At 61.8% G+C, this 25,506-nt stretch carries 22 protein-coding genes; 7 read left to right on the top strand and 15 right to left on the bottom strand.

Annotated elements, in window-relative coordinates:
- Positions 1–21: 21 nt before the first annotated feature.
- The 3 genes from KHO23_RS25765 to KHO23_RS25755 all read right to left on the bottom strand — a co-directional run bounded on the left by KHO23_RS25765 (position 22) and on the right by KHO23_RS25755 (position 5,269).
- Complete coding sequence (locus KHO23_RS25765) at positions 22–1,245, bottom strand: efflux RND transporter periplasmic adaptor subunit (RefSeq protein WP_211614336.1); 1,224 nt, start codon at positions 1,243–1,245, stop codon at positions 22–24.
- A 74-nt stretch (positions 1,246–1,319) separates the two neighbouring features.
- A complete protein-coding gene (locus tag KHO23_RS25760) occupies positions 1,320–4,517 on the bottom strand; it encodes an efflux RND transporter permease subunit (protein ID WP_211614335.1) in 3,198 nt (1,065 codons plus the stop codon).
- 317 nt (positions 4,518–4,834) lie between these two features.
- Entirely contained in the window at positions 4,835–5,269 is a 435-nt protein-coding gene (locus KHO23_RS25755; protein ID WP_211614333.1) for a VOC family protein, read from the bottom strand.
- 163 nt (positions 5,270–5,432) lie between these two features.
- Between KHO23_RS25755 and KHO23_RS25750 the strand changes: the two genes are divergently transcribed.
- From KHO23_RS25750 to KHO23_RS25740, 3 genes are all read left to right on the top strand, one after another.
- Positions 5,433–6,308 carry a LysR family transcriptional regulator gene (locus KHO23_RS25750; protein ID WP_211614430.1) on the top strand — a complete coding sequence of 292 codons (876 nt, stop codon included), beginning with the start codon at positions 5,433–5,435 and terminating at the stop codon, positions 6,306–6,308.
- A gap of 195 nt (positions 6,309–6,503) precedes the next feature.
- Positions 6,504–7,142, top strand: a complete 639-nt coding sequence (locus KHO23_RS25745; RefSeq protein WP_211614331.1) for a LysE family translocator — start codon at positions 6,504–6,506, stop codon at positions 7,140–7,142.
- A 69-nt stretch (positions 7,143–7,211) separates the two neighbouring features.
- Positions 7,212–7,571 (top strand): hypothetical protein, encoded by a 360-nt coding sequence (locus tag KHO23_RS25740; protein WP_211614329.1) that lies wholly within the window; start codon positions 7,212–7,214, stop codon positions 7,569–7,571.
- A gap of 31 nt (positions 7,572–7,602) precedes the next feature.
- On the opposite strand, the gene KHO23_RS25735 is transcribed toward KHO23_RS25740, so the two are convergent.
- Positions 7,603–9,315, bottom strand: a complete 1,713-nt coding sequence (locus KHO23_RS25735) for a SulP family inorganic anion transporter (protein WP_211614327.1) — start codon at positions 9,313–9,315, stop codon at positions 7,603–7,605.
- Positions 9,316–9,800: 485 nt separating this feature from the next.
- Here KHO23_RS25735 and KHO23_RS25730 point away from each other — a divergent pair, with 485 nt between their 5' ends.
- Positions 9,801–10,166, top strand: a complete 366-nt coding sequence (locus tag KHO23_RS25730) for an antibiotic biosynthesis monooxygenase family protein (protein WP_211614325.1) — start codon at positions 9,801–9,803, stop codon at positions 10,164–10,166.
- Positions 10,167–10,176: 10 nt separating this feature from the next.
- Here KHO23_RS25730 and KHO23_RS25725 read toward each other — a convergent pair whose 3' ends face one another.
- From KHO23_RS25725 to KHO23_RS25715, 3 genes are all read right to left on the bottom strand, one after another.
- Positions 10,177–11,475 (bottom strand): MFS transporter, encoded by a 1,299-nt coding sequence (locus KHO23_RS25725; RefSeq protein ID WP_211614323.1) that lies wholly within the window; start codon positions 11,473–11,475, stop codon positions 10,177–10,179.
- A 13-nt stretch (positions 11,476–11,488) separates the two neighbouring features.
- Entirely contained in the window at positions 11,489–12,658 is a 1,170-nt protein-coding gene (locus tag KHO23_RS25720) for a porin (RefSeq protein ID WP_211614321.1), read from the bottom strand.
- Positions 12,659–12,826: 168 nt separating this feature from the next.
- A complete protein-coding gene (locus KHO23_RS25715) occupies positions 12,827–14,014 on the bottom strand; it encodes a M20 aminoacylase family protein (protein WP_211614319.1) in 1,188 nt (395 codons plus the stop codon).
- A gap of 124 nt (positions 14,015–14,138) precedes the next feature.
- Between KHO23_RS25715 and KHO23_RS25710 the strand changes: the two genes are divergently transcribed.
- The gene (locus KHO23_RS25710) at positions 14,139–15,059 is read left to right on the top strand and encodes a LysR family transcriptional regulator (RefSeq protein WP_211614317.1); all 921 of its coding nucleotides are present in this window, start codon (positions 14,139–14,141) and stop codon (positions 15,057–15,059) included.
- Positions 15,060–15,085: 26 nt separating this feature from the next.
- Entirely contained in the window at positions 15,086–15,535 is a 450-nt protein-coding gene (locus tag KHO23_RS25705) for a helix-turn-helix domain-containing protein (RefSeq protein ID WP_236066994.1), read from the top strand.
- 3 nt (positions 15,536–15,538) lie between these two features.
- On the opposite strand, the gene KHO23_RS25700 is transcribed toward KHO23_RS25705, so the two are convergent.
- Positions 15,539–15,715, bottom strand: coding sequence for a hypothetical protein (locus KHO23_RS25700; RefSeq protein ID WP_211614315.1), 177 nt, complete (start codon positions 15,713–15,715; stop codon positions 15,539–15,541).
- 105 nt (positions 15,716–15,820) lie between these two features.
- On the opposite strand from KHO23_RS25700, the gene KHO23_RS25695 reads away from it, so the two are divergent.
- Positions 15,821–16,678: a PA4780 family RIO1-like protein kinase gene (locus KHO23_RS25695; protein WP_211614312.1), complete on the top strand. Its 858-nt coding sequence runs from the start codon at positions 15,821–15,823 to the stop codon at positions 16,676–16,678.
- A 75-nt stretch (positions 16,679–16,753) separates the two neighbouring features.
- Here the strand turns inward: KHO23_RS25695 and KHO23_RS25690 are convergent, their stop codons facing one another.
- The 7 genes from KHO23_RS25690 to KHO23_RS25660 form a co-directional block, all read right to left on the bottom strand.
- Entirely contained in the window at positions 16,754–17,815 is a 1,062-nt protein-coding gene (locus KHO23_RS25690) for a LacI family DNA-binding transcriptional regulator (protein ID WP_211614310.1), read from the bottom strand.
- A gap of 48 nt (positions 17,816–17,863) precedes the next feature.
- Positions 17,864–19,024, bottom strand: coding sequence for an ABC transporter ATP-binding protein (locus KHO23_RS25685; RefSeq protein ID WP_211614426.1), 1,161 nt, complete (start codon positions 19,022–19,024; stop codon positions 17,864–17,866).
- 139 nt (positions 19,025–19,163) lie between these two features.
- On the bottom strand, positions 19,164–20,069 hold the full coding sequence (locus tag KHO23_RS25680) for a carbohydrate ABC transporter permease (RefSeq protein WP_211614308.1): 906 nt from the start codon (positions 20,067–20,069) through the stop codon (positions 19,164–19,166).
- On the bottom strand, positions 20,069–21,025 hold the full coding sequence (locus KHO23_RS25675) for a carbohydrate ABC transporter permease (protein ID WP_211614306.1): 957 nt from the start codon (positions 21,023–21,025) through the stop codon (positions 20,069–20,071). Before KHO23_RS25675 ends, KHO23_RS25680 begins: the two co-directional genes overlap by 1 nt.
- 9 nt (positions 21,026–21,034) lie before the next feature.
- On the bottom strand, positions 21,035–22,273 hold the full coding sequence (locus KHO23_RS25670) for an ABC transporter substrate-binding protein (protein ID WP_211614304.1): 1,239 nt from the start codon (positions 22,271–22,273) through the stop codon (positions 21,035–21,037).
- Between the two features lie 378 nt (positions 22,274–22,651).
- A complete protein-coding gene (locus KHO23_RS25665; protein WP_211614302.1) occupies positions 22,652–24,055 on the bottom strand; it encodes a GH1 family beta-glucosidase in 1,404 nt (467 codons plus the stop codon).
- Positions 24,056–24,288: 233 nt separating this feature from the next.
- The gene (locus tag KHO23_RS25660; RefSeq protein WP_211614300.1) at positions 24,289–25,503 is read right to left on the bottom strand and encodes a DUF2252 domain-containing protein; all 1,215 of its coding nucleotides are present in this window, start codon (positions 25,501–25,503) and stop codon (positions 24,289–24,291) included.
- Between the last annotated feature and the right edge of the window lie 3 nt (positions 25,504–25,506).

Genomic DNA, 25,506 nt, shown 5'->3' with positions numbered 1-25,506 from the left:
GAGCGCTCGCCTGCTTCGCGATCACGACGCCCCCTTGCCGTTTTGCTGCGGCTGCGTGATCTGCACGTGATCGCCGTCCGCGATCGAATCGCTCGGGTTGATGATGACCTTGTCGTTTGCCTCGATCCCGCTTTCGATTTCAAGCGACTGCCCCAGGTCCCGCGCGATCACGATCTTGCGCAACGCCACGTTACCCTTCGCATCAACCACCGCGATCTGCGGACCTTCGGCGCGAAACAGCAACACATTGCCCGGCACCGTCAATTGCGCATGGGCAACCGCCGGCACGGCCACCTGCACATACGCGCCGGGCCGCAGCGTGTCGTCAGGATTGGGCAAGGTCACTTCGACTTGCAGCGAGCGGGTCGGCACGTCGATCGCACCGGAGATGTGCGTGATCGTGCCGTGAAACTGCTGACCCGGCAATTCGGCCTGGGTGACCACGACCTTCTGTCCAACCAACACGTTTTGCGCGTACGCCTGCGGCAATTGCACATAGACCCGCAACGGATCCGACTGCGCCAGAGCGAACAGCGCGCGGCTCGTGCCGCTGCCCGCGTCGATCAGGTCGCCGACGTCGACATTGCGCTGCGTGATCACACCCGCAAACGGCGCGACGATCCGCTTGAACGATTCGAGTTGCTGCAGGCGTTTCACGTTGGCATCGGCGGCGGCGAGGTTGGCGATATCTTGCGTGTACGTGCTCTGACGTTCGTCGAGTTCCTGCTGCGAAACCGCATCGCGTTGACGCAGTTGTTGCCAGCGTTCCAGCGAGCTTTTGGCGAGGCCGAGACTCGCGCTGGTTTGCTGACGCTGCGCCAATGCCTGCGCGAGTTCCTGATCGATTTCCGGCGTATCCAGATCGGCGAGCAATTGCCCCTGCTTCACGCGCGTGCCGATATCGACATACCAGTGCAACAGATAACCCGTGGAGCGCGCGTAAATCGGCGATTCGACACTGCCGCGCAAGGTACCCGGCAACAAGGTGTTGCCGCCGCCTTCCGTTTGCGCCGGACTCACCACGTTCACGTACTGCGTGGCGTTCTGCTTCGTCGTTTCAGCCACCGAGCGGTTTTGCAGAACATTCGCGATCACCGTGCGCAATGCGCCCAGAGCAAGCAGCGCCAGAACGATCCAGATGGCGAGTTTGGCGCGCTTCCATTCGCGGCTGCGCGGCGGCAAGGCGTGACCGCCTTCGGTCTCGCGCGCGGGAATCGCCAGCGATGCATGAGTTTTTTCGGTCATCTCAGTCAGCCATCTCAGTCAGCCATCTTGGTTAGCCAGTTCAGTCGGCCGTCAAATTCTGCCGTCAATAAGCGTCACGCGGGTTTGCCTTCGCCGCCGTGACCGCCCGTCGTGTCTGTATCGTCATCGTCGCGGTGGCGCCGCGCGAGGCGGCTATGAATGCCCGCGAACACCAGTGGCACGAAAAACAGCGTGGACACGGTGGCGAACAGCAAGCCGCCGATCACCGCGCGGCCCAGCGGCGCGTTCTGCTCAGCGCCCTCGCCGAGACCTAGCGCCATCGGAATCATGCCGATGATCATCGCGAACGCGGTCATCAGCACCGGCCTGATCCGGCTTGCACCGGCTTCGAGCGCGGCGGTGAGCGGCGGCGCACCGGCGGAGAGCCGCTGGCGCGCGAACGACACCATCAGAATACTGTTGGCGGTGGCCACGCCCATCGTCATGATCGCGCCCGTCAACGCCGGGACGCTCAGATGCGTCCCGGTCAGGAACAGCATCCATACGATGCCCGCCAGTGCCGCGGGCAACGCGCTGATGATGATCAGCGGATCGACCCACGACTGGAAATTCATCACGATCAGCAGGTACACGAGCACGATGGCCATCGCTACGCCGAGCCCGAGACCGAAGAACGAACTGCGCATGGTCTGCACCTGCCCGCGCAAGGTGATCTGGCTGCCGCGCGGCAGCGAGGCCCGCACGTCGTTCACCAGTTTGTCGACCTGGCTGGCCACGCTGCCCAGGTCGCGCTTCTCGACGCTCACGTAGAGGTCGATCACCGGTCGGATGTTGTAGTGCGTGACTTCCGCGAACTGATTTTGCGGCGAGACCCGCACAAGATTGCCTAGCAGTTGCGTCGGCCCGTTGGCCGAGCCCGAGACGGGCGTGCGCAACAATTCATCGATCGACGAAATCTGATACTGCGGGGTTTGCACCGCGACGTTGTATTCGACACCGTTCTTGTTGTTGAACCAGAAACCCGGCGACGTTTGCGAGCTGCCCGACAAGGAAATGAGCACATTTTGCGCCACATTGCTCGCGCTCAGATTGAGTTGCTGCAGCCGGGTACGATCCATCTGAAGATTGATCGCCGGTTCGTCCAGCTTCTGCTGGATGTGCGTATCGACGGTGCCGGGAATCATCCGCACCTGTTTCATCAGCTTGCGCGCAACGTCGAAGTTGCCCTGCTGATCCGGGCCGGCAATCTGCACGTCCACGGCGGCGGGCAGGCCGAAGTTGAGAATCTGCGTGACGATATCGGCCGGTTGAAAGAAGAACTCGACGCCCGGAAAGCGCTGCGGCAGGATCGCGCGCAGTTTGTCCATGTAGGTTTGCGTCGGCTTGTGGCCCTCGGTCAAGGCCACCTGAATTTCGCCGTCGAGCGTGCCGATCGTGCCCGCGTTGCTGTACGAAAGATTGATACCGCTATACGGCAAGCCGAGGTTATCGAGAATCGTGCCGAGTTCAGCGGGCGGCACGACCTCTCGGATCACCTTCTCGACCTGGTCCGCAAGACGCGCGGTTTCCTCGATGCGCGTGCCGGTCGGCGCACGCATGTGGAGACGGATGTCGCCGGCATCGACGCTCGGAAAGAAGTCCTCGCCGAGTACGAAAACAAGACTCATCGAGAGCACGCAGAAACCCAGAAACAGGCTGCCGAATGTCCCGCGGCGCACCAGCACGCTGCTGAGAATCATGATGTAGGTGGAGCGCATGCGCTCGAAGCCGCGATCGAAACGCAGATAGAGGCGCCGAAACACATTCGGCGCGGCATCGGCCTTGGGCTTGTGCGCATGGCCCATCAACAGCATCGCCAGAGTCGGCACCAGCGTACGCGACAGAATGTACGAGGCGAGCATGGCGAACACCACCGCTTCGGCAAGCGGCACGAACAGATAACGCGCGACGCCGGTCAGGAAGAACATCGGCACAAACACGATACAGATGCAGAGCGTCGAGACGAGTGCCGGGATCGCGATTTCGCCGGCGCCCTCGAGAATCGCATCGTGCAGATTCGTGCCCATATGCAGGTGCCGTTCGATGTTCTCGATCGTCACCGTCGCATCGTCGACCAGAATCCCGACGGCCAGTGCAAGGCCGCCCAGCGTCATGATATTGATGGTTTGCCCGAGCGCGTGCAGGGCGATCAGCGAGGACAGGATCGACAGCGGAATCGAAATCGCGATGATGCAGGTGCTGCGCCAATTGCCGAGAAACAGCAGAATCATCGCAGCGGTCAAGGCGGCGGCCACCAACGCCTCACGCACCACGCCCTGCACCGCCGCTTTCACGAACACGGATTGATCGAACAGGGCCGTGATCTTCAGGTCCGGCGGCAACGCGGCGCGTGCGTTCGGCAGCAAGCCTTGCAGCGTATTGACGATCGAGAGTGTCGACGCACTGCCGCTCTTCAGCACCGACATCAGCACGCCGCGGTGTCCGTCCTGCCGCACGATATTGGTCTGCGGCGAGAAACCGTCGCGCACGTGTGCGACTTCACGCAGATAGGTCGTCGCGCCATTGAGCGTGCGCACCGGAATGTCGTTGAGCCCTTCCACCGTAGGCGGCGAGCCGTTCATGTTGATCGTGTATTCCTTCGGTCCGATCTTGGCCGTGCCGGTTGGCAGAATCAGGTTTTGCGCGTTGAACGCGCTGACCACATCCGAAGGTGTCAGGCCTTTTGCGAGCAAGGCGCGCGTGTCGAGGTCGACCGAGATCAGGCGTGATTTGCCGCCGTACGGATACGGCACGGCCGCACCCGGAATCGTCACCAGTTGCGGGCGCAGGAAGTTCAGCGCGGTATCGTTGAGCGCCTGCTCGGAGAGCTTCGGGCTCGACAGGCCGAGCTGGATCACCGGAATGCTGGAGGCCGAATAGCTGATCACGAGAGGCGGCGTCGCGCCCGGCGGCATCTGCTTGAGCTGTGCCTGCTCGACGGCCACGGTTTGCGCGATCGCGGTCTGGATGTTCGCGTTCGGCTGCAGGAACAGCTTGATAATCGTGATGCCCGCAAGCGACTGCGATTCGATGTGCTCGATGTCGTTGACCGTGGTGGTCAGACTGCGCTCATTGACGGACGTGATGCGGTTGGCCATGTCTTCGGCCGACAAGCCCGTGTAATTCCAGATGATGCTGACTACCGGAATATTGATTTCCGGCAGCACGTCGACCGGCGTGGTCAACAGCACGAATGGCGTCGCCAGCAAGATCAGAATGGCCATCACGATGAACGTGTATGGCCGCTTAAGCGCTACGTTGACGATCCACATGAAACGCGCCTGAGAGAATGCCGATAGGGGATGGGTGAATCAGCACGTATGCTAGATCGGTAGCACCAACGCCTGCATGGCGCCAAAATGGCGGAATTGTCAGGAAGGCTAATGTAAGGATATGCAGCGCGGCATGATGGGAAGCAAACGTTTGATGAAGTTCAGATAGCCGATGTTAAGGGGACAATTAAAGGCATGTCTCGCCGACCGCTTGCGAGACATGCCTTTATATTTTATTGCGCAATACAAATACCTTACGCCCGACTCGCGTCCAGACGATCACCGTCCAGGCGGTTGCGCCCGTGCTTGCGACAACGTCACTTCGCAAACAACGACGACATATCCGCAAACGCCTTGAATTCCAGCGCGTTGCCCGACGGATCGAGGAAGAACATCGTCGCCTGCTCACCAACCTCACCCTTGAAGCGCACATGCGGTTCGATGATGAAGTCGATGCCGGCGTTACGCAGCTTGTCGGCGGCCGCCTGCCATTGCGCCATCGAGAGCACCGCGCCGAAATGGCGCACCGGTACCGCGTCGCCGTCGACCTTGCTGGTCTGCCGGTGGCCGATTTCCTCCGGCGCGAGGTGCGCCACAATCTGATGGCCGTAGAAGTTGAAATCGACCCAGTCCGGTGAGCTGCGCCCTTCCGGACAGCCGAGCAACTCGCCATAGAACGCGCGTGCGGCGACAAGGCTATGCACAGGAAACGCCAGGTGGAACGGCGGCAAAACGGTTTCGGCAACGCTCATGATGGGAAAACTCGCAGAGGGAAAAGTGGGATCGCGCATCGGTCGGCATCGGTCTATAAGGCACCATGAAGGCGCACGCGTGAGACCCATTTTAACCATGACTAAAAATGGTGAAAAACGATATATATTTGATCTGACCAACACCAAAATCGATCAATCGACGATGCTCAGCGAACTCAAAACCCTTATCGCGGTCAGCCAGTACGGCACGTTTTCCGGCGCAGGCGCGCGCATCGGCCTGACGCAATCCGCTGTGAGCGCACAGATGCAGCGGCTGGAAACAGAACTCGGTTTCGCGCTCTTCGACCGCACGGGCCGCTCCGCCACGCTCAACGACGCAGGCCGCGAAACGCTCGCACTCGCAGAGGAAATGATGACGCTGTACAACCGGCTCAGCGAGCGCGGCGCGGGTGGGGCCGAAAGCGGGATGCTGCGTGTGGGCGCGATTGCGTCCGCGCAAGTGTCGTTTCTCGCCGACGCGCTGGCCCGTTTTCGCGACGACCGCCCCGGCTGGCGGATTCGCGTCGTGCCAGGTGTGTCGCTCGGGCTGCTCGGGCAGGTGGATTCCGGCGAACTCGATCTCGCCGTCATCATCAAACCGCCGTTCGCGCTGCCGTCCGAACTGGAATGGCGCACGCTGGTCACCGAGCCGTTCGTGCTGCTGGCGCCCAAGGCGCTCGCGCGTGGCAAACGGTCCTGGCGCGAGCTGCTCGGCAGCGAGCCCTTCATCCGCTATGACCGGGGATCGTTTGGCGGCAGGCTGGTCGACCGTTTTCTACGGCGCGCGCGGCTGAACGTGCACGACGTGATCGAACTGGACGAATTACAGGGTATCGCGCAACTGGTCGCGCGCGGCATTGGCGTGGCGCTGATTCCGAATACGGCGGGACTCGGCAGGTGGCCCGCCAACGTTACCGCACTCGAACTCGGCGACGCGACGTTTCATCGTGAAATCGGGCTCGTGCAGCGTCCACGGCATAGCCGGCAAGCGGTGGCGGGCGCACTGGCGGATTGCATCGGTACAGCGGCGGAGGCCTGAGTTGGACAGCGCAATCCTCAGTTAGCTGAATGACCCGGCAAACGCGCGATTGTGCTGTTGCACAGGCCATCAACTGTATCTGTGAGATTTGCACGCGGGCGAGCAGAATCGTTCTTCGCGCATCGATCCGTGGATTCGGCCGTGCCGTGCCGTGCCGCACCGCACGGTTGGCCTGCTCCCAAGGTTTATCAGCCCATGACCGCCAGCACCTTCCTCACCGCCGATGTCCTGATCGCCTATAGCGCCTACTTCGTCGGCACGGCGAGTCCGGGGCCGAGCAATCTCGCGATCATGTCGCTCGCCATGAGCGCCGGCCGGAAATCCGCGCTGACCTTCGCGCTCGGCGTGGTATCCGGTTCCTACTTCTGGGCTTTGCTGGCGTCGCTGGGTTTGTCGGCGCTCCTCGCCACTTACTCGGAATGCCTGGTGGCGATCAAGATTGCCGGCGGACTTTATCTGTTGTGGCTTGGCTTCAAATCCGCGCGCTCGGCATTCAGCGCGGAAAAGCTGCCCACGAATAGCGCACGCAAAGACGAACCGCTCAAACGGCTCTATCTGCGCGGCCTGCTGCTGCATCTCACCAATCCGAAAGCGATTCTGGTGTGGCTCTCGATCGTTTCGCTGGCTATGTCGCCCGCCAACGGCACGTCACACACCGCGCCGGTGGTGCTCGGCTGCATGGTGATTGGCGTATCCGTGTTCAGCAGCTACGCGGTGCTGTTTTCAACCGCGTCCGCGCGGCGCATCTACGTCGCTATCCGTCGCTGGCTGGACGGATCGCTCGCGATCATGTTCGGCATTGCAGGGTTCAAGCTGCTGACTTCAAAAAACTAGCCGCGCCTCCTGAGCGCGCCCGCTCTGCGATACTGTCACTTTGATGACCTGAGCAGACACGCGAACACGATGAGCGGTGGCCATGACCTGAATCCGGCAGCGAAGCGCTCGCCCTTGCAAACGCGGCTTTATCTGGCAGGCGCCGTCGCGCTGCTCGCCGGTCTGATCGCCGCGGCGATCATCTATGCCATGGCCCCGGCGCCCGATAGCGCCGTCGCCATGTACAGCATCGCGGACCCACGCTATCAGATCGAATTGCAGCGCATCGGCGGCAATGCGGCGGTCCTGATGGCACAGCTTCATCAGTGGTTCGACGGTCTTTGGCACGGTACGGCGCTCGCTTATACGGTGGCCGTGCTGGGCGCCCTGCTCGCGGGCGCGTGCTTTTTTGTCGGCTACTTCTTTGCCGACGAAGAGCCGCAGGCCTGAAGCAATCCACCGTGTCCAGTCAGCCAGATATTTACGACTCGTCTTTCACGTTCGGACCTGGCTGCTCCACGCCTGCCACGCGCAGCGCTTCATGCAGGGTGCTGAAAATACATTTTGCGCCGACGGTCGGCGTGATCCCATGCCGGTCCATATCCGAGCGCAAATACCGGTTCACGCGCGCGAAGATCACTTCGACACCCTGGCTCTTTAGCGTCTCGCACATCTCGCCGACTGAACGCGCCGCCGAATAGTCGAGGTCGGTGATCGCGCCGGAGTCGATCACAAACCAGCGCACCGGGCTTGGCGCACGATCGATCAGGCCGCGGGTGTCGTCGACGAAAAAGTGGTCGTTCGCGTAGAACAGATCGGCGCCAAAGCGATAGACGATCAGCCCCGGCGCGGTCTGGAGTCCGGGCGCGGCCGGCACCGGTACCCAGATGCCGCCTTCGCCGGGCACGAGAATCATGGTGTGCGGCTGGTAACTGTGCCGCACATGCCGCAGCAGCGATAACGCCACCGCCACCAGAATGCCGTGCTCGACCCCGATCAGCACCACGGCCACCGCGGTGAACACCGCCAGCGTGAATTCACCGGGACTTTCGCGGCGAATCGAAAACAGCGTCTTCAGATTGATCAGGCCGATGGCGATCGTAAACACGATGCTGGCCAGAACGCAGTGCGGCAGGTACTGCAAATAACGGCTGAAGAACAGCAGCACCACGACCACCACCACCGCGAAGACAACCTGCGCGAACTGGCTGCGCGTACCGGCGCGGTCGGCCATGGCGGTTTGCGTCGGACTGCCGTTCACCACGAAGGCGCCGGAAAACGCCGCCGCGGCATTGGCGGCGGCAATACCCAGCAAATCGGCATTGGTATCGACGGTTTCGTGATAACGCTCGGCGAATACGCGGCTCGCGGCGGCGCTTTGCGCGACGATCATCACGAAGCACGAGGCAGCCACCGGCAACAGATCGAGCGCCTGCTGCCACGTGACCGAAGGCATGCGCAGCGGCGGCAAGCCACCCGCCACGGGCCCCAGCACGGCAATACCGTGCGCCGCGAAACCGTAGAGATCGCTTGCAGCGATGCCCGCCACCACTGCGATTAACGGCACCGGCGCACGTGGCAAAAACCGCTTGCAAACCAGAATGGAGACCACCACCAGCGCTGAAATGGCGAGCGTGGGCAGATTGATCTGCGCGGACTCGCGCACCACGAGCGCAAGCTGATCGACACTGCGCGCGGCATGCCCGGGGACGCCGGACATGTCGCCCAGCATGGCGATGCCGACCTGCACGCCGACACCGGCGAGAAAGCCGACCAGCACCGTGCGCGAGAGAAAGTCAGCGAGAAAACCAAGCTTGAAGATTCGCGCGATGAGCAGCAGCGCAGCGGTGAGCAAGGCAACCATTCCGGCGAGCGCCGCGTATTCCGCGCTCGATGCCGGCGCCATGGTCGAGAGCCGGCTGGCGAAAATGGTGGCGGTGGCGGAGTCGGCCGCGACCACGAGGTGCCGCGAGGCGCCGAAGAACGCGAACGCGATAAGCGGCAGAAAGACGGTGTAAAGACCCGTAACGGCAGGCATGCCGGCAATGCGTGCGTAGCCGAGCACTTGCGGAATATCCATCGACGCCAGTTGCACGCCGGCCAGCGCATCGCGCGCCGCCGCGGCACGGCTCAAAGGAAGAACGCCCTTCAATACGCCAAGGCGTGTGGTGATGTTTGCCAGAAAATCTCGCATGCGCGATGGTGCCCCGAACTAAGGTTATCGCGCATCGTGCCGCGACTCGGCACCTAAAGGCAAGGATGGGGGCTTCGATCGGCTAAAAATACTAGCGCAAGTCGTCGCAATGGCTCCGAACTCGCCGCTGAAACCGTCCCGCTTTGGCTTAACGCCTGAATTGCCCTGTCAGCGGATCCACGTGCCGCGCGAAACCAAACAACGCGACGATGCAAATCGGACAGGCGATGATGAACACGGCCAACATCTCGCACCCCGTAACAAACTGTTACCGCCAAGTTTAAGCGATTGGCATGCGAATTAAATGAGGGAAAACGCAAAACTCTGTTGCGGACTATTACAACACCGTTACTGCCGCAGGACAGGTGGCGCGTGAAAATGCACCTGAAAACACGACAAATAACGCGCGTAAAGGCGTGTAACGGCGCCTTCAACACGACGCGCTATGATGCGCAAACCTTTGCCACCTACAAACCGGTTACGCCATGTACACGTCAACTTTCATCTTCGCGACGAGGCAATTAGACGAACGCTTCTACCGGCTCGACGAGACCATCGCCACCGCCGCCAAGGCCATTCCCGGCTATCTCGGCGAAGAGACGTGGGAAAATGCGTCGACTGGACTGACATCGAATGTGTACTACTGGGCCTCGCTCGACGCGTTGCAGGTGTTGATGCAGCACCCCGCACATCTCGAAGCGAAGGCGGCGCAGGCGAACTGGCTCGATGGATATCAGGTGATCATCGCTGAAGTGCTGCGCACTTACGGCGCTGCAGGATTCGCGCATCCTGCAGCAGCCCATGGCTCGCATGATGGACCGATCTCCTCGGCCGCGCCGCCCGCGTCATGAAACTCCCGCCCTATTTCGCTTCCTTGAACAGCACCACACCGGCGAAACTCACCAGTCCGCACGTCAACACATACCAGGCCGGCGCGTAAAAACTACCGGACATGCGCCACAACGCGCTGACGATCAGCTGCGCGAATCCGCCGAACAGCGTCACACCCAGCGCGTAGATGATGCCGAGCGAGGTTGCCCGCACTTCCGGTTTGAACGCTTCGAGAATCAATACGAAACCCGCCGGGCTCGAAAGCGTCATCAAACCGATCAGCACGAAGACGACCAGCACCACCGTATAGATCGACGGCCAGGTTTTGATCGCGTAAAACGCCGGCAGCAGCACGGCCAGCGACACCACCGAGACCCCATACAGCAAGGTCTTGCGACGCGGCATGCGGTCCGCGAGACGGCCGGCGAACGGCGAGCCGATCAACAGCACGAGGCCCGCAGTGCATCCGGCCAGCAGCGACACCGCGGCGGGCATGCCGATCGTCATCGTCAGGAACGACGGCAGAAAAAACACGATCACGTACATCGACGAGGTACCACCGATCACCAGCATCGTGCCTGCCACGATCTGCCGCCATTCAATGCGCGCCTTGGGCGGAGCCGCGATTCGCGACCCGGCTTTTGCTGCATGCGCGGCCGGCAAGGTCTCGTCGAGATGCTTGCGCAGATAGAAACCGAGCGGGCCGATCAGGAGCCCGATCAAAAACGGCACGCGCCATCCCCAGGCAAGCAGTGCCTCATGCGACAAGCTGCGTGTGAGCGTTGCCGCCACCAGCGCGCCGGCCAGTGCCGCGCCACCCTGCGAGGCCATCTGCCAGCTCACCAGCGAACCGCGCCGCCCCGCGCTGCCCGACTCCATCAGCAAGGTGGTCGCCGCGCCCACTTCTCCGCCCGCCGAAAAGCCTTGCAGCAAACGGCCCAGCACGATGATTGCCGGCGCCGCCAGACCGATCGTTGCGTAAGTCGGCGCGAGACCGATCATGCCGGTGCCCAGCGCCATCAGCGAAACGGTCAGCACGAGGGCCTGCTTGCGGCCCACGCGGTCGGCGTAAGCGCCGATCACGATACTGCCGAGCGGCCGCACGACGAAGCCGACGCCGAAGGTGGCGAGCGACATCATCAGCGCGCCAAGCTCGCTGCCGGCCGGAAAGAACAGCTTGCCGATCAGCGCGGCAAAGAAGCTATAGACCGTGAAGTCGAAGAACTCGAGGCCATTGCCGAGCGCCGCGGCAAAGACGGTTCGGCGCGACGCGTGCCGCTCTGCCGCGCGGGTCGCGACGACACTTTCGGAGTGTTGGATTGCATTCATGGGGGAGTCACGCCTAGAAGTTGTGATACATACCCAGCGACATGGTGACTGGCGTCGTGCCAAGTTCCGGCGCGGTGCTGCCGGTTTGAGCCGGCAGCGGATTATTGTTCAGCAGTACGGTGGAAATACCGTAGTTTCGGATAAAGCCCGCGCGCGCATACAGCCCTGTGCGTTTGGAGAGAGTGTAGTCATAGCCGAGCATCACGCCGAATGCCGAATCTTTCGCGGGGTTCTTTGCCGAGTCGTGCACGCCGGACGTATCGCGATACACCACCGAAGCCCGGAACGCATTGCGCCCGACTGGCCAGATCGTGCCGAGCGTATAGACGCGCGCAATGCCGTCGTTGGCGAGCTTGGGCGCGTACTGGTTGAATGCGCCGGACAACACGATCCTGCCGGTGTCGACCACCACGCCGAGGCCGTACAGATCGTTGCGCACGCTGCCCCCGCTGGTCGCACCCCACACCTGGTTGTAGGTCCCCGTCAGGTAAGTCGTGCCGTTATACCACTGCAACAGCGCGCCCTGCGCCGCCGCGGCAGGCGACTGACCGGCCACGTTGCTCGGCGCGTACATCAGTTCCGAGCTGAAACCCGCAAAGGTTGGCGACAGGTAAGTGATCGCGTTGTTCACCCGCGCGGGCAGTTGCGTCGCGCCCGCGCCGAGGTCGCTGTTGTAGCCAATGCCCTTCGCCGTCTGCACGACGGCGGTGCCGAGCCACGTATAGACCGAATTGGTACCCACCGTGCCGAATACGTCGACGAAAAGCGGCAGACCTGTGCCGATCTGTTTGCCCAAACGCACGCGGCCATAAGTCGACGAGTTCAGCCCCACCCATGCCTGGCGATTGAAGAACGCGGTGTTGTCCTGCATGGCGCCGCTATTGGCGAGAAAGCCGCTTTCCAGATTAAATTCGGCGCGCAGACCGCCGCCCAGATCTTCCCGCCCAAAGAAGCCGAATTTCGACGTCCATTCGCCGCCGCTCTGGGTTTGCACCAGTGACTTGCCGCCCACGGTCTGATAGTTGATGCCCATATCGACCGCCCCGTACAGCGCCACGCCTTCGCGCAGGCTGCCGTTGAACTCCGGCAGCGCGGCCAGCAAGGTCGCCTGATACGGCCCGGCGTGCGCCGTGCCAGCCCCGAGCGTCAGCAGTGCCGCGCTTATTGCGATGCGTTTTTTCATGGGTCTCCCTACTCCTCGCTTGCTATTTATGTCAGGAAATGAAGTGCAAAACTGAATTGCAAACCGAACTGAAATATTCCGGCGCTCTGGATGACGTATCGAAAACGGGCGAGCGGGCCGCGCTGAGGCAGGCCCCCGAGCCAAGCTCAAGCCACACTCAAGCCACGCTCAAGCCACGCTCAAACAGCGCTCGGCGAGTCCGACAAAGTAAGCAGCGCCCCAACTGAGCGCCGCGTCATTAAAGTCGTATGCCGGGTTGTGAACCGCGCAACCACCTTTCGAGTCGACGCCGTTGCCGAGCACCACATAGCAGCCCGGCACCACTTCAGTCATCCATGAAAAGTCTTCGCTGCCCATTACCGCGTCGCGCATCAGCGTGTAGCCCTGCGCTCCGGCGAGGGCTTTGATGGTTTCGATCGCGAGGTCGGCCGCGCCGCGATGATTGACGAGCGGGCGCGAGATCTGCCGGTAGTCGACCTCGGCCGTGGCACCGTAGGTTTGCGCCTGCAGTTGTGCAATGCTGCGGATCCGCGCTTCGACGGTGTCGCGCGTTTCCGGATCGAGCGCGCGCACCGAGAGTTTCAGCGTCGCGGTTTCGGGAATCACGTTGGGCGCGGTGCCGGCGTGGATCGCGCCGACCGTAACCACGGCCGCGCGGGTCGGCTCGATGTTGCGCGCGACGATCGATTGCAAGGCCAGCACAATGTTGGCCGCCGCGACGATCGGATCGCAGCCCAACTGCGGCATCGCGCCATGCGTGCCCTTGCCGGTCACTGTGATCGTCACCGAATCGGACGAGGCCATCATGCAGCCGTGGCGCAGCGCGAAATGCCCGATTGGCAAGCCGGGCGCGTTATGCAACGCGAACACCTGGTCGCACGGAAAGCGCGTGAAGAGACCGTCCGCGATCATTTTCGAGGCGCCGCCCAGGCCCTCTTCCGCGGGCTGGAAAATCACGTTCAGCGTGCCGTCGAATTCGCCGCGTGTTGCGAGACGGTGCGCGGCGGCCAGCAGGATCGCGGTATGACCGTCATGGCCGCACGCATGCATGGTCTGCGCGACGGTGCTCGCGTATGGCAGGCCGGTGGTTTCCTGGATTGGCAATGCGTCCATGTCGGCGCGCAGGCCGAGCGTGCGGCCCGACGCGCCGCGCCGAAGCTGACCGACCACACCCGTGCCGCCGACGCCGGTCGTCACTTCATAGCCCCATTCGGCGAGCTTGCGCGCGACCAGTTCGGCGGTGCGTGTTTCAGCGAAGCCGAGTTCGGGATGCGCGTGAATGTCGCGCCGAATCGAAATGAATTCGTGCTCGGTCTCGCGCAGTTCGGCGAGAAGCTGGGGGAAAGGCTGGGTCATTCGTTTGGCTCCGATTAAGCCGGCTGTCGTTTCGCAACCGTCGAAGCAAAGCGTAATGATCAGGCGCGAAAACAAATAAGCACAAATTTTGATGTGCATAACTGCCAGTGCTATATTCCGCATCATGAAAATTCATCATCTGCGAGCGCTCGTTGCTATTGCCTCGACCGGCAGCATCAACGGCGCGGCGAAAGCGCTGTACGTGACACAACCGGCCATCACGAAAGCGGTGCGGGAACTGGAGACGGAGTTCGGCGTGCGGCTGCTGGAACGCAACCCGTGGGGCGTCGTGCCCACCGCCGAAGGCGCCGCGCTGGTGAGCCGGGCGCGCACCGTGGTGCGCGAGATGGAACGCGCCGAGGAGGATATGGCGCACCTGAAAGGGCTGCGCGACGGCAGCCTGGTGATCGGCATCACGCCGATTGTCGGTACGACGGGGCTGGCCGAGGCCTTCGTCGAATTTCGCAAACGCTGGCCGATGGTGACGCTGGAGTTTCGCGAGCTGGGTTTCAACCAGTTGCACGAGCAACTGCGCAATCGCACCCTGGATCTGGCGTTCGCCGCATTCGCGCGGCCGGCAAGCGATCTCGGCAGCGTGAAGCGGATGGTCTCGTTCGAAACGGTATTCGTCACGCGCGCACAGAGTCCTTACGCGGACGCGTCGTCGCTCGAGGCGGTGCAGGAAGCCGAGTGGATTCACACCGACGTGACGGACAACTACCCGGGCTTTGTGCGCGCGATGTTCGAATGCGCCGGGCTCACGCCGCCCCGGCGGATCACGCGCTGCACGTCGTACGCGCTGTTTTACAGCCTGACGATCAGCACCGATGCGATCTTCGCGTGGACCACACATTCGCTTGAAGGGACCTCGCTCGGGCAAAGCTTCGTGCGCCTCGCGCTGCCGGTCGCGCCGCCGCCGTTGCAGTTGTATCTGCTGTCACCGCAAGAATCGCAACTGACACGGCCAGCGGAGTATTTTGTCCACTGCATCGAGCAGGCCATCGGGCCGCTGTTGAAGGGGACTGTGGTGGGCGAAGGGGTTTGAATGGATTGGCGGGGCGGGCTCGTTGGTTGCCCCTCATCAATATTTGTCCGATACTTTCGACATATTTCGGATATTTGCCTAATCTATCGGACATGCCTCGCACCTTTAAACGTTCCTTTCCGTCGGTCGAAAAGCAGATGCGCGCTCTCGGCGAGCGGCTGAAACTCGCCCGTCTGCGGCGCGAACTCTCTACTGTCCTGTTCGCCGAAAGGCTCGGCATTTCGCGCGACACATTGAGCCGCCTCGAGAAAGGAAATCCGAATATCGCGCTCGGCACCTACATGCGAGCGCTTCGGGTGCTGGGTCTCGACAAGGACATGGACGCTGTCGCTCGCGACGACGAACTCGGCCGTAAGCTCCAGGATATTAAGTTGCCTGGCCAGCGAAAGCCGCGTACGAACGTGTCCGGCGCTGCACCTGTCAAAACCGCGCGGCCGGCAAAAACTCACCCGAAGAGGTCTGATGATCAGCAGTAAACGTCAAGAGGCGTCGGCCAAGGTTACAGGACGTTCCGGATCGAACGAATCGATCGCCGGGAAGACATCCGGCGCATAGACCCCTCCGCCATGACCATGCTCGAACGTCACGATGGCAAATCGGGCGCAAGCTACCTGGACATTGCCGAATACCTCGCCGATAACGGCGCGCAAGGTCATCTCGCTCTACCCCGTATAATCCGGCATGATCCGAATTCCGCACCCTCTCCGCCCGCAATCCGCCGCATCCGGCCGATCAGCCGCCCACCGCTTGCCGGCGGCCGCATGAAAACACCCAAACGTCTGCTCCCGCTGGTCGAAGAAGGCCTGATCGACGAAGTCATCTCGCAGTTGATGAGCGGCAAGGAAGCCACCGTTTACGTGGTCCGCAGCGGCGACTCCACGCGCTGCGCGAAGGTCTATAAGGACGCCAAACAGCGCAGTTTCCGCCAGGCCGCGTCCTATCAGCAGGGTCGCAAAGTCAAGAACAGCCGCCAGCAGCGCGCGATGGAAAAAGGCAGCCGCTATGGCCGCGAAGTGCAGGAACAGGCCTGGCAGAACGCTGAAGTGGACGCGCTGTTCCAGCTCGCCAATGCCGGCGTGCGCGTGCCGCAGCCGTTCATCTGCACCGACGGCGTGTTGCTGATGGAATTGGTGACGGATGCGGACGGCAACGTCGCGCCCCGTCTGAACGATGTCGAGATGACCGAAGCACGCGCGCTCAAATTGCACGCGCTGCTGCTCAATCAGGTGGTGCGCATGCTGTGCGCCGGCATGATTCACGGCGACCTGTCCGAATACAACATCCTGCTCGCGGCAGACGGCCCGGTGATCATCGACCTGCCGCAAGCCGTGAATGCCGCCGGTAATCTGGAAGCGCCGGCCATGCTGGAGCGCGACGTGAACAACCTCGCCACGTATTTCGGCCGCTTCGCGCCCGCGTTGCTCGACACCCGCTACGGCAAGGAAATCTGGTCGCTGTATGAAGCGGGTGCCTTGCACGTGGATGCCGGGTTGACCGGCCGTGTCGAACTGGACACCACGCCGATCGATCTCGAAGGCGTGCTCCAGGAGCTCGAAGACACGCGGCTCGACGAAGAAGCGCGCCTGCGCTACGAACAGTCGCTGCGCAGTGGGACGTAAGCGGCACCGCCACGCTACGCACACGGTCAGTAAGCCAGACCCGGCGCATCCGCGCCGCACTGCTTCGAGACGAGGTTAAGACGCGCTGCCGAAACTGGCCGCCGTCACCTTGATCGACGAAGCCGCCACACCCCGTGCCGGCCCCACCGACTTCCGCATCGTGACGCTCACCGGAAACTCGCGGATGATCTCCCACGTGGTCCGGTAGCACTGATTGACCAGCCAGCGCACGGCATTCTGCGTCAACTCCGCCGTCGGGATATGCACAGAGGTAAGTCCCGGTGCGGCATAGGCGGCCGAATAGTCATCGTCATAGCCGATCACGGAAACTTCGTCCGGTACGGCAATGCCCGCCTGGTGAAAGCGCGCCAGCGCGCTCACCGCCATGGTGTCGTTCGCGCAAAAGAGCCCGGTGAAACGCCGCCTGGAATCGAGCAACTGCTGCGCGGCAGCGTAACCGCCTTCCGGCGAGAAGTCCGATTCGATCAGCGTGACGTCCTCGCGTGCGATACCCTCGCGCAACAGTTCGGCAAAGAAGCCTTCGAGCCGGGTCTGATTGTCCGAGGCGCTGAACGGCCCGGATATCACCGCGATCTCCCGATGCCCATGATCGAGCAGCGTACGTGCCGCCAGTTCGCCGCCGCGCCGATGATCCGCGCAAAACGACGCCTCCGGCAACTGTTCGAACACGCGATTCAAAAACACCATCTTTGGATGCATGCGGTGCAGCATGTCCAGATCTTCGTCGTGCAGATCGTGGCTGATCACCACGACGCCGTCACAATCGCGGCCGATCAGAAAGTGCACCGCCTCGATGGCCTGCTCGCGCGGCGACACTTCCCCGCACCCCGTCGCCACCACCACATGACGGCGCACCGCGCGCAGTTCCGCGTCAGTCTGCTTGAGAATCGTGCCGTAGTAGGAGCCGAAGAAAGTCGGCACGAAAATGCCGATCATGCCGAGCGATCGCGTCGCCATCGCCCGGCCGATAGACGACGGCCGGAAATTCAGCGCTTCGATAGCAGCCTTCACACGCGCGGCGGCATCGGCTGAAATCGGTCCCTTACCGGAAATGGCTCGCGACGCAGTCGACATGCCGACGCCAGCCAGTGCCGCGACATCTTTGAGTGTTGCCACGCGGTTCTCCGTCAAGCCTGTTGTCTTCAACGACGCCACATCCAACCACTATAGACGCTCGCCGCCTTCTTCCCCGAACAGCGAAATATGCGCGCCGTCGAAAGAAAACGCCGCGGCATCCCCTATCGCCACCGGCGTCTTGGTCTGGTCGATCGACGCGATTTGCATTCCATGATAGTCGAGCCAGATGACACGATGGTTGCCCATCGGCTCGACCAGCGAAATGGTCGCATGCTCGTTCATTGCCATGCTCGAGCCACCACCCACGCGCACGTCTTCGGCCCGAACGCCAAGTACACAGGGCAGACGATCCGCCGGCAGGTTTTTGAAAGGATAGTGCGACACATCGAGCCGCAGATGCGCTGTGCAAAAGTGGTGCAAGCCGTCGCGCGCCTGAAGCGTGCCCTTGAGCAGGTTCATCGCGGGCGAGCCCAGAAACGTTGCGACAAACAGATTGTTCGGCCGCGCATAGACTTCGGCGGGCGTGCCGAACTGCTGGATCACGCCGCCGCGCATCACCGCCATGCGCGAGGCGAGCGTCATGGCCTCCACCTGGTCGTGGGTCACGTAGATCATCGTCGCGCCCAGACGCTGGTGCAGTTGCTTGAGTTCGCGGCGCAATTCGGCACGCAATTTGGCGTCGAGATTCGATAGCGGCTCGTCGAACAGGAACACGTCGGCCTCGCGTACGATCGCACGGCCGATCGCCACGCGCTGCCGTTGCCCGCCGGAGAGTTGCGCCGGTTTGCGCTTGAGCAGCGGGCCGAGTTGCAACATCTCGGACGCGCGTGCCACGCGCCGCTCGATTTCCGCCTTGGGCGTACCGTTGATGCGCAACGCAAACGACAGATTGCGCTCGACACTCATGGTCGGATACAACGCATACGACTGAAACACCAGCGCGATACGGCGATCTTTCGGGTCGGCCCAGGTCATGTCAACGCCTGCAATTTCGATGCTGCCGCCCGTCACGTCGATCAGGCCCGCAATGCTGTGAAGCAAGGTGGATTTGCCGCAGCCCGACGGTCCGAGCAACACCACGAATTCACCCGCCCGAACGTCGAGATCGAGATTCTCGATCACCGTGTTCGCGCCGAGCTGGATCTTCAGATTGCGCACCGATACATTGGCAGGATGCGACAGACCCGCCGCATCCGCCATGTTGCCGGCGTTAGCGACGTCTGCTGTATTTGCCGTTGCATTTGCCATCGCATTTGTCGTCGTATTTGCCATCGCATTTGTCGTCGTATTTGCCAACGCATTGGCCAACGCATTGGCCAACGCATTGGCCAACGCATTGGCCAAATTAGCCAGGTTTGTCATGCCCTATCCCTTGACCTATCTCGCTCTATCCCTTCACGGCACCAGACGCAATGCCGCGCACAAACCAGCGGCCCGAAATGAAGTAGACCGCCAGCGGCACCATGGAGGTGAGAATGGTCGCCGCCATATTGACGTTATAGAGCCGCTCGCCAGTCGTCGTGTTGATGATGTTGTTCAATTGCACCGTCATCGGCAGGTTTTTCGTGCCGGCGAACACCAGCCCGAGAATGAAGTCGTTCCAGATGCCCGTCACCTGCATGATGACCGCAACGACGATGATCGGCGTGGACATCGGCAACATCAGCTGCAAAAAAATGCGCCAGAAACCGCCACCGTCGATGCGCGCCGCCTTGAACAGCTCCTGCGGAATCGACGCGTAGTAGTTGCGAAACAGCAGCGTCATCACCGGCATGCCGAAGATGGTGTGAATCACCACGATGCCCGGCAGCGAACTGAACAGATGCACGCTCGCGAGTACGCGCACGAGCGGATAGACCATCACCTGCACGGGAATGAAGGCGCCCATCAGCAGCACGCCGAACAGCAGCCCGGCCCCGCGCGGCCGCCAGAAGGACAGCGCATAGCCGTTCACCGCGCCGACCACGATCGACAACACCGTGCTGGGCACGACGATCCGTACCGAATTCCAGAAACCGACCTGAATACCGTTGCAATCGAGCCCCGTACAGGCGGATTGCCACGCGGCGCTCCATGCATCGAGTGTGAAATGCGTGGGGAAAGCCAGCAGATTGCCGAGGCGAATCTCGCTCATCGGTTTCACCGACGTGACGAGCATCACATACAACGGCAACAGGAAGAACAACGCGGCAGTCAGGAGAAATGCGTAGACGCCCACGCGCGCGGGTGTAAAAGCCCGGCGGCGCCGGCGGCTGGGCGTACCGCCTTTCAGAGGAGGACTGAGCGTGTTCATCACACCTCCTTGCGCAACGCAGCGCGGCTGCGGGCATAGAAGAACGGCGCGAGAACCGCCAGCACCGTTGCCAGCAACACGATCGACGCGGCCGACGCGAGGCCGATATTGGCACGGGCAAACAGGTAATCCATGATGAACTTCGCGGGCACTTCGCTCGCCGTGCCGGGGCCGCCTTGCGTCATGGCAACCACGGCGTCGTACAGCTTCACGACCATCACGAAGAGCAGCACGAAGGCCGTGGACAGGGAAGGTCCGAGCATCGGCACGACGATGCTCGCATACACGCGCCAACGCGGAATCCCGTCGATACGCGCGGCTTTCCACAGTTCGTCGTCGATACCGCGCAAGCCGGCCAGCAGCAGCGCCATCACAAGGCCGGACGCCTGCCACACCGTCGCGATGACGATGGTGTAAATCACCCAGTCCTGATCGACGATCCAGTCGAAACTCGCATGCGCGAAACCGAGCTTGTGCAACACGGCCTGCGCGCCCAACTCAGGATTCAGGATCCACTGCCAGACCAGACCCGTTGCGACAAACGACATCGCATACGGATAGAGAAACACCGTGCGCAACACGCCTTCGGCCACCACGCGCTGATCGATGAAGATCGCCAGCAGCAAACCGATCACCATGCACGCCACTATGAAGCACGCGCCGTAGATCACGATGTTTTGCAGCGATAACAACCAGCGCTCGTTGTTAAACAGCCGTGCGTATTGCGTGAGGCCCGCGAAGTCGCCGGAAGGAAACGTGCGCGAGTTGCTGAGGGACACGCGCGCGGTCCAGACCATCGTGCCGAGGTACGCGAACACGACGGTCAGGACCATCGGCAGCAACGCTACCCAAGCCGCTATCGGCAAGCGCTTTCCTAGCGGCTTCTTTTTCAGCGGCCTTTTCTGCAGCCTTTTGCGAGGCTTGGTGTCGGCAGCCGGCAGCTTGAGCGCGTGCATGGCGAGCGCCTAGCTCTTCAACGCACTGGCAAACGCCTTCTGCGCATCGTCGACCGACTGGTTCTTGTTCCAGAAGTTCGTGATGACGTCGATCAACGCGCCCTGCGTGTCAGGCGAGAGCAGCATTTCCGGATTCGGCAACTGACGCGACTTGTCCTTCATGATCGCAATGCCCTCCTTCGCGCAGATGTCGAGACTGCTCGCGTCCACGTCGGGACGAATCGGAATCGAGCCTTTCTTCGCGCTGAATGCGACTTGCGCGGCCGGCGAGGTCATCACCGTGGCAAGCAGATTTTGCGCCTTGATCGCGTTGGCGTTATCGGTTTTTGGAAACACGAATACGTCGCCCGCCACTAGATACGGCGAGTGCGGACCGAAGCCCGGGAAGCAGCCGAAGTCCTTGCCGGCTGTCTGGTTGGCCGCCGAGAATTCGCCCTTGGCCCAGTCGCCCATGATCTGCACGCCCGCTTTGCCGGAAATCACCAGCGCGGTGGCATCGTTCCAGTTGCGGCCAGGCGAGCCCGCATCGACGAAATCATGCAGGCGCTTGAACGACGCGAGCACCTTCCTGAACGCGTCGGACTTGACCGCGTTCATGTCGCGATCGCGGTACACCTTCAGATAAAGATCGGGACCGCCGACGTCGGCGAAAACCGCATCGAACGTGATCTTTTCCTGCCACGGCTGGCCGCCGAGCGCGAGCGGGATCACGCCTGCCGCCTTCAGCTTGCCGAGATCGGCGAGGAATTCGTCGTAGCTCTTCGGCTCGGCGGCAATGCCGGCCTTCTGGAACACCGGCTTCGAGTAGAAGAACCAGGCCGGCATGTGAATATCGACCGGCGCGGCATAGTAATGGCCTTTCACCTTGATGCTGTCGATGATCGACTGCGGGAACACACCATTCCAGTTTTCTTTCGCGGCAACGTCGTCGACGTTGTTCAGCAGGCCCTGATCGATCAGGTCGTGAAACTGTTTGGACGTATTGAACTGCGCGGCGGTGGGTGGATCGCCGCCGAGGATCCGGTTGATCGCGGTGGAGCGCGCCTGATCGGCGCCGGCCACCGCGTTGTCGATCCACTGGCCGCCGGCCTTGTTATACGCATCGGCGAACTGGCGGATCGCGGCCGACTCGCCGCCCGAGGTCCACCAGTGAATCACGTTGGCCTTGAGCGGCTCCGCATGCGCGGCGACGCCATATAACGTCAGTGCAGCAACCACACTCGCCGCGATCATTTTTTTGCTGTTCATTCCGTCTCCTGTGTCGACCAGAGTTAGCGCTTTAGCGCTTACTCTGGTCCCATGCAAGGCGGTCGACCAGAGTTAGCGCTTTAGCGCTTACTCTGGTCCCATGCAAGGCAGTCGACCAGAGTTAGCGCTTTAGCGCTTACTCTGGTCCCATGCAAGGCGGTCGACCAGAGTTAGCGCTTTAGCGCTTACTCTGGTCCCATGCAAGGCGGTCGATCCAGAGTTAGCGCTTTAGCGCTTACTCTGGTCCCATGCAAGGCGGTCGATCCAGAGTTAGTGCTTTAGCTGTCGACCGGAGTTCGCGCTTTAGCGCGCTACTCCGGTCCCATGCAAAGCACTTACTCTGGTCCCATGCAAAGCGGTCGACCAGCGCACCTGCCGTTATACCCGCGCCTTCCTCTCCTTCAAAAACTTCGCCACCAACTCCGCGCTGCGTTTGACCGTGCGCTTCTGCGTACTGTAATCGACGTGTACGACACCAAAGCGACGCTCATAACCGAACGCCCACTCGAAGTTATCCATCAGCGACCACAGAAAATAGCCGCGAATTTCCACGCCGGCCTTGATCGCCTGATCGACCGCCGCAAGATGGCGCTTGAGGAACGAGATGCGCTGCGTATCGTCCACGTGGCCGTCGATCACCTTATCGTCCGAGGCCATGCCGTTTTCGGTGATGTAGATCGGCGGCAGATTGTGATACGTACTCTTGAAACCCGTCAGCAGATCGCGTAAGCCATCGGGAAAGACTTCCCAACCCATCTGCGTGCGCTCGACGCCTTCGAGCGGCACGTCGCGGAATCCATGCGCGCCGTCGCTCGAGACATTGGTGCGGAAATAATAGTTGATGCCGAGGAAGTCGAGCGGCGCCGAAACGGTCTGCATGTCGCCGTCGAGCATTAACGGCTCGGTGCCCGGCCACAACTCGAACAGGTCTCGCGGATACGCGCCCTTGAGCAACGGATCGAGAATCCACGCATTGTGCTGGACTTCGAACAGATGCGCCGCGCGCCGATCGGCAGTGCTATCGCTATTGGGTGTGCCGCGGCCGATGTTGGCGACAATGCCTTTCTGCGAGGCCGGATCGTTGGTGCGCAACACCGGCATCGCGAGTCCGTGCGCGAGCAGCAGGTGATGCATGGCCTGCGTCGCAAAGCCGACGTCGGCGAGACCCGGCGCGTGATGGCCGTTGCCATAACCGAGAAAGGCCGAGCACCACGGCTCGTTGAGCGTCGCCCATGCGTCGACCGTGCCGGCCAGTTCACGGCTCATCAGGTCGGCGTAGTCGGCGAAACGGTAAGCGGTGTCGCGATTCAGCCAGCCGCCGCGATCCTCCAGATGCTGCGGCAAATCCCAGTGATAGAGCGTCACGAAGGTCGTGATGCCCTTCTCTTTCAGCCGGTTCAAAAGGCGCTTGTAGAAGTCGAGCCCTTTGCGATTGGGCAAGCCTGCCGCGTCCATGACGCGCGGCCATGCAATCGAGAGCCGATAGCCTTCGAGTCCGAGCGAAACCAGCATGTCGACGTCCGCTTCCCACCGATGATAGTGATCGCAGGCAACGGCGCCGGTGTCGCCCGCCAGCACCTTGCCGGGCGTCGTCGAGAAGGTGTCCCAGATCGACGGCAAGCGGCCGTCTTCATCCACCGCGCCTTCGATCTGATACGAAGCCGTGGCGGCGCCAACCAGGAAGTTCTTGCGCCACAGCGCGGAGTCGGCGGGCGGACTGAAGGGGTCGGCGAGTGAATGGGGGGAGCGTGTGTCGGAAACAGCGGATGCGTCGTTTGCCACGGCTTCTCTCCTGCGATGAGGTCGTTGAACCGGGTACGGCGGGAGTCGATGTGGACGCTAGCTGGAAGCCACTTGAAAGTTGAAGTGGAAGCGCTTCCACAGAGACCAGCGAACGATAGCAGTGGCGGATTCACCGCGGCAATCAGGGTTTGTATGGAGAACTGATGGGGATGCACGGCGCTGGGATGCGCCGCGCATGCAGGGGGATGTCTGAGCCGCCGGTGCGGCTAACCTCAAGGCTTGGCGGGCAGATCGAACGCACCACCGTCATAAGCTTCGCAATACGCTTTCCAATCTGCATTCACCTGCGCCTCGCATTGCGTCGCGAGTTCGATCAACGGCAACTGCCAATCTTTACGATTGCCGAATGCGATCAGTTCGTCCGCAATCGACGACTTCTGCCGGCCGCCGCTGCGCAACTGCCCCCACGCGCTCAATTCAGCCATGCTGTTGATCACTGCTTCGAGCCGCGACAGCTTGTCGTCCCAGTCGCTCAACGCCACGCGGTCTTCCGAAGGCTGCAAGCTGCGCAGCACGTACGAGCGCTGATTGAATTCGACCGCATGCAGAAACGCCTGCGAGACCGCCTGATTGCGCCGTTGAATTTCAACCACACGCTGCGCCTCGCTCTCCCACTTCGGCTGCGGCGTGCGTACATGCGGCGTCACCGAAGAAGGCAGCGCCTCTTTCAGATCGAGCAGATAGTTGCCGTCCGGCGAGCCTTTGCCTTCGACGAGAATCGCGTAGCGGTCCACGCCCAGGCTGCCGGTGCCGGCAATCCGCCGCGTCATATCGACGATGCGATAGAAGTCCGGATTGGGTTGACCGGCAGCGAACTGATGCATGAACGCGGTGACGGCAGCCCGCGCCTTATCACTGACCGGCAGTGCTTTTTTGCCGTCCACTTTGAGCACGCGCGTCTTGCCCTTGAGCGTAGTACGCCGGTCGAGATACGCGGCACGCGTGCGGTTTGCCAGCGCGTCGAACAGATCGCGCACCATGCCGACCGAGGTCTCCGCTTCGATCCAGCGCGATTTGCCGAAGGCGAGCGCCGCGCTATACGCATCGACCGCGGTGTGGCAGAGGGCGAGTGCCTCCGCACGGCTCAGCTTGAGGTCGCTCGCGCCGACCAGCACGCTCGTGAGCAGCCGCACCAGTTCGTAAAGACTCGGCGCGAGGCAGGCCTCATCGAAATCGTTGTTGTCGAAATAGATGAGGCGGTTATCGCCCTTGTAGCTGCCGAAATTTTCCAGATGCATATCGCCGCAAATCCACACCGGCGGCGCATCGTCGAGCACCTTGTCGCGTGGCAAGCGCGCGTAAAACAGATGGCAGGTGCCGCGCAGAAACACGAACGGCGAGCCGCGCATGAGCTTGTATTTCATTGCGAGCCGTTCAGGATCGCGGCCGGTATTGAAGCTGGTGATGATCTTTGCAATATCGGACATGGG

Origin of the sequence: Paraburkholderia haematera, assembly GCF_905220975.1 — a bacterium.
GTDB lineage: Bacteria > Pseudomonadota > Gammaproteobacteria > Burkholderiales > Burkholderiaceae > Paraburkholderia > Paraburkholderia haematera.
Note: the sequence above shows the minus strand (reverse complement) of the source record. Positions and strands in the feature narration are given on the sequence as shown.

Bases quoted from the DNA above. Each gene is read 5' to 3' on its own strand.
- KHO23_RS25730 (WP_211614325.1), top strand. From the start codon at position 9,801: ATGTACACGTCAACTTTCATCTTCGCGACGAGGCAATTAGACGAACGC.
- KHO23_RS25735 (WP_211614327.1), bottom strand. From the start codon at position 9,315: ATGCGAGATTTTCTGGCAAACATCACCACACGCCTTGGCGTATTGAAG.
- KHO23_RS25710 (WP_211614317.1), top strand. From the start codon at position 14,139: ATGAAAATTCATCATCTGCGAGCGCTCGTTGCTATTGCCTCGACCGGC.
- KHO23_RS25660 (WP_211614300.1), bottom strand. From the start codon at position 25,503: ATGTCCGATATTGCAAAGATCATCACCAGCTTCAATACCGGCCGCGAT.
- KHO23_RS25755 (WP_211614333.1), bottom strand. From the start codon at position 5,269: ATGAGCGTTGCCGAAACCGTTTTGCCGCCGTTCCACCTGGCGTTTCCT.
- KHO23_RS25685 (WP_211614426.1), bottom strand. From the start codon at position 19,024: ATGGCAAATGCAACGGCAAATACAGCAGACGTCGCTAACGCCGGCAAC.
- KHO23_RS25745 (WP_211614331.1), top strand. From the start codon at position 6,504: ATGACCGCCAGCACCTTCCTCACCGCCGATGTCCTGATCGCCTATAGC.
- KHO23_RS25720 (WP_211614321.1), bottom strand. From the start codon at position 12,658: ATGAAAAAACGCATCGCAATAAGCGCGGCACTGCTGACGCTCGGGGCT.
- KHO23_RS25700 (WP_211614315.1), bottom strand. From the start codon at position 15,715: ATGACCTTGCGCGCCGTTATCGGCGAGGTATTCGGCAATGTCCAGGTA.
- KHO23_RS25725 (WP_211614323.1), bottom strand. From the start codon at position 11,475: ATGAATGCAATCCAACACTCCGAAAGTGTCGTCGCGACCCGCGCGGCA.
- KHO23_RS25670 (WP_211614304.1), bottom strand. From the start codon at position 22,273: ATGAACAGCAAAAAAATGATCGCGGCGAGTGTGGTTGCTGCACTGACG.
- KHO23_RS25715 (WP_211614319.1), bottom strand. From the start codon at position 14,014: ATGACCCAGCCTTTCCCCCAGCTTCTCGCCGAACTGCGCGAGACCGAG.
- KHO23_RS25675 (WP_211614306.1), bottom strand. From the start codon at position 21,025: ATGCACGCGCTCAAGCTGCCGGCTGCCGACACCAAGCCTCGCAAAAGG.
- KHO23_RS25750 (WP_211614430.1), top strand. From the start codon at position 5,433: ATGCTCAGCGAACTCAAAACCCTTATCGCGGTCAGCCAGTACGGCACG.
- KHO23_RS25740 (WP_211614329.1), top strand. From the start codon at position 7,212: ATGAGCGGTGGCCATGACCTGAATCCGGCAGCGAAGCGCTCGCCCTTG.
- KHO23_RS25765 (WP_211614336.1), bottom strand. From the start codon at position 1,245: ATGACCGAAAAAACTCATGCATCGCTGGCGATTCCCGCGCGCGAGACC.
- KHO23_RS25695 (WP_211614312.1), top strand. From the start codon at position 15,821: ATGAAAACACCCAAACGTCTGCTCCCGCTGGTCGAAGAAGGCCTGATC.
- KHO23_RS25760 (WP_211614335.1), bottom strand. From the start codon at position 4,517: ATGTGGATCGTCAACGTAGCGCTTAAGCGGCCATACACGTTCATCGTG.
- KHO23_RS25680 (WP_211614308.1), bottom strand. From the start codon at position 20,069: ATGAACACGCTCAGTCCTCCTCTGAAAGGCGGTACGCCCAGCCGCCGG.